This is a genomic window from Microcystis sp. M44BS1 (assembly GCF_020244875.1).
Taxonomy (GTDB): Bacteria; Cyanobacteriota; Cyanobacteriia; order Cyanobacteriales; family Microcystaceae; genus Microcystis; species Microcystis panniformis.
Genome location: NZ_JADBVM010000244.1, coordinates 1 through 2,757, shown reverse-complemented (window position 1 = coordinate 2,757; position 2,757 = coordinate 1). Strand labels below are relative to the sequence as shown.

At 47.4% G+C, this 2,757-nt stretch carries 4 protein-coding genes; all 4 read right to left on the bottom strand.

Annotation, left to right across the window (positions count from 1 at the left end):
• Positions 1 to 191: 191 nt before the first annotated feature.
• Positions 192 to 773 carry a CPBP family intramembrane glutamic endopeptidase gene (locus tag IM515_RS19265; RefSeq protein WP_287629879.1) on the bottom strand — a complete coding sequence of 194 codons (582 nt, stop codon included), beginning with the start codon at positions 771 to 773 and terminating at the stop codon, positions 192 to 194.
• On the bottom strand, positions 770 to 1,828 hold the full coding sequence (locus tag IM515_RS19260; protein WP_287629880.1) for a DUF3326 domain-containing protein: 1,059 nt from the start codon (positions 1,826 to 1,828) through the stop codon (positions 770 to 772). The genes IM515_RS19265 and IM515_RS19260 overlap by 4 nt, the downstream gene beginning before the upstream one ends.
• The gene (locus tag IM515_RS19255) at positions 1,825 to 2,001 is read right to left on the bottom strand and encodes a DUF8621 family protein (protein ID WP_002734354.1); all 177 of its coding nucleotides are present in this window, start codon (positions 1,999 to 2,001) and stop codon (positions 1,825 to 1,827) included. The genes IM515_RS19260 and IM515_RS19255 overlap by 4 nt, the downstream gene beginning before the upstream one ends.
• Positions 2,002 to 2,294: 293 nt before the next feature.
• A partial coding sequence (locus IM515_RS19250; RefSeq protein WP_287629881.1) for a DUF4351 domain-containing protein occupies positions 2,295 to 2,757 on the bottom strand: 463 nt, incomplete at its 5' end.

Genomic DNA, 2,757 nt, shown 5'->3' with positions numbered 1-2,757 from the left:
TTGCGTGGGAATAATATCCCAATCGATCGGAGGGCGCAAGCTTTGCGCCCCTACAGTAACGGATTTTGTCCACAATGTAGGGGCGAACTGCGTTCGCCCAAAAGGTACATTATCAAAGCGCAAGTCCCTAACTGATAACTGATAACTGATAACTGATAACTGATTACTGATAACTGATTACTGATAACTGATTACTGATTACTATGCTGTAATTTCCAGAGAAAACTAGCGAGGAGATTGGTGATAATATGAGCGAGAATTGGGATTAATAAATTACCGGTGATGATGACGGTATAACCGAGGGCAAAACCGACAACAGTTGCCCAGATAACATAGGGCCATTGCTGGGAACCGCTAAAATGGAGGATGCCAAAAATTAGACTAGAAACGGTTAAACCAAAGATATTTAAGCCCAAAGCTGGCAAAATCACCCCGCGAAATAATAATTCTTCACTTAACCCCGGCAGTAATCCAACCCAAATTAAATCGGGCCATGCTAAAGGTTTAATGACTAATTCTAAGTAAGCGTTAGCACTATGGCGATAACTAGACCAAAAACGATAGAGAAGCCCACTAATTCCACTAATTGCCCCCGCTAAGGCTAATCCGAACAGGAAATCCGGGAGAGTCCAGCGAATGGCGGGAATAGCGATCGCACCGAAATATTGCCAAACTTTGGCGACTACCAGCAAGATAATCGCCGTTACCGCCATAATGGTGAGGACTTGTGTGCGTGTCAGGGGATCAAATTCGGAATTAGGGGAATTAGTCACGGATTCTCGGATAAACAGCGTAAAGAGTTGAAATTAGGGCGAAGAGATGGGAGGCTAACCCCGGCCCGTTGACAAACGATCGCACCGATTGCCTCCATATACGAGTGTACCCTAATTGCTTTCACCCCTAGAGGTTCCGGAGCCACCTTCATTCTTGTACTATTTTCCTGCACAGCAATCAGTACGGTTTTTTCTTGACAAAAACTTAAAACTGTGCTGGAGCCGCAAGCACTGGCGGGAACGATCAGCGCGTCCACCTCCCGGCTCCAAATAGCATCGGGACCGGGCTGCTTGACCAATTGAGGGGCGCGACTTAAACCCACCAAAACGCAGGGTAAAAAAGTATAACCGATTTCTTCGGCTGCGGCCTTGGGGGAAAGTTGCGGATCGAGGGGCAGCGGACTTAAAGCGGGAGCGTGGGCCGCCGGTATTTGGAATTGTCGCACCACCAGATGGGAAATCACCGCTTCGGCCCCGGCAAGGGGATCCACCCCCTGACCATGGCGATAATTAGCCAGGGCAATGCTATCGGGATCGTCGGGAAAACGGGCAACAATGGCGATCGCTTCTGCCTGGCCCTGGTTAATCAGTTTTTCTGCACCCCGCAGCAAGCTGTCGGGATTGCCAATTGTTCCCCAACTGGCCCCGGAGGCTGCCTCTCGCAACTGCACATTTAGGGGGGCATCGGTGATAAGGTAATCGGTGAGATCTAAGCCTAGGGTAGCCCGAACAGCATCGGCAGCCTGAAGGTGTCTTTGCAAGAGGTCAAATTCAATGGCGCGATCGAATAGTAACCCGATGCGATTTTGATGGACGGGACTTAATCCCCAATCCCCCCGGGCAAAACGATCTAAAGCGTAACCCTCCACATAATAGGTGTTGTCCAGAGGCCAGTACAGTTGTGCGCCGTTGAGGACATTGGGATGGGTAATTAGGCGATCGCAAACTTCGGCGATCGCTCTGGCCACGGGAATGCCATCCCCAGCATAACCGCCAATCGCTGCCCCGATGCCGGTGGGAATAATTAGTACGGCGGTATAGGGACGGGAATTCACGAGGCAGTGGTGACAATCGCTTCGACTTTGACTTGATTATTCTCGGTATCCACTTCTGTGATTGCCCAACGCAAGGGTTCACCGCGTTTGGCTAATTCTTTTTCGATTTCTTGCTGCAGTTGTTGCGGGGTTTCCTGTAGGTCGATTTCGGCACTAATAAAGTGAGTGGTCATGGGAATAGTCCAGGATAGTTATCCCCTCAGTTTATCAAGATTTTGCCCTCTTGCGCTGGCTTATACAATCCTTATACTAAATCTGGTTATTAAAGACTGATTATTTATTCCCCTTTTTGACTTTTGCATGAGCAGAAAACGGGTTTCTCCGAGAAACCCGTTTTCTGTGCGTTACTCAACGGATTTAGTATTGTAGAACCCCCTTAAGCTATCCTGCACACTTTTCTCTTTTCGTCAAATTTTATGTTAGGAAAGATGTGACTAATAGAGAGACAGTATTTAGTTTATTTGTACTAACTGACTCGACAATTTTCCAGCCATTGTTCTAAATCTTGTAGTGACTGAAAATCTAACAAAGCTTCTCCCAAGTTTTCTAACTGTTCTAGGTCAAGACTGCGAATATTGGGCAGTAATTCTGGAGAAATGTCCCCTATACGCCGATTTAATTGACGTAAAACGAGGTTAGCTTCTCCCTCTTGTCGTCCCTCTTGTCGTCCCTCTTGTCGTCCCTCTTGTCGTCCCTCTTGTCGTCCCTCTTGTAAACCTTCCGACCAGATTTCTTGATAGATAACGGATTCTTTCATGATGTCTTTCCTCAATAATCGTTGAATGATCTCTTTCTCTAATACTAACCCGGCCAGAATTGCGGTAGATGCAGCCAGATTACTTTGTTCTCGACTATCGCTGATTTGCTCGATTTCTTGGGCAATTTGCCGCAGTAAGTTTTCTTGTTTCTCAGCTTGAGCGAGTATGGCA

Excerpts from the sequence above, each read along its gene's own strand:
- IM515_RS19255 (WP_002734354.1), bottom strand. The coding sequence starts at position 2,001 with ATGACCACTCACTTTATTAGTGCCGAAATCGACCTACAGGAAACCCCG.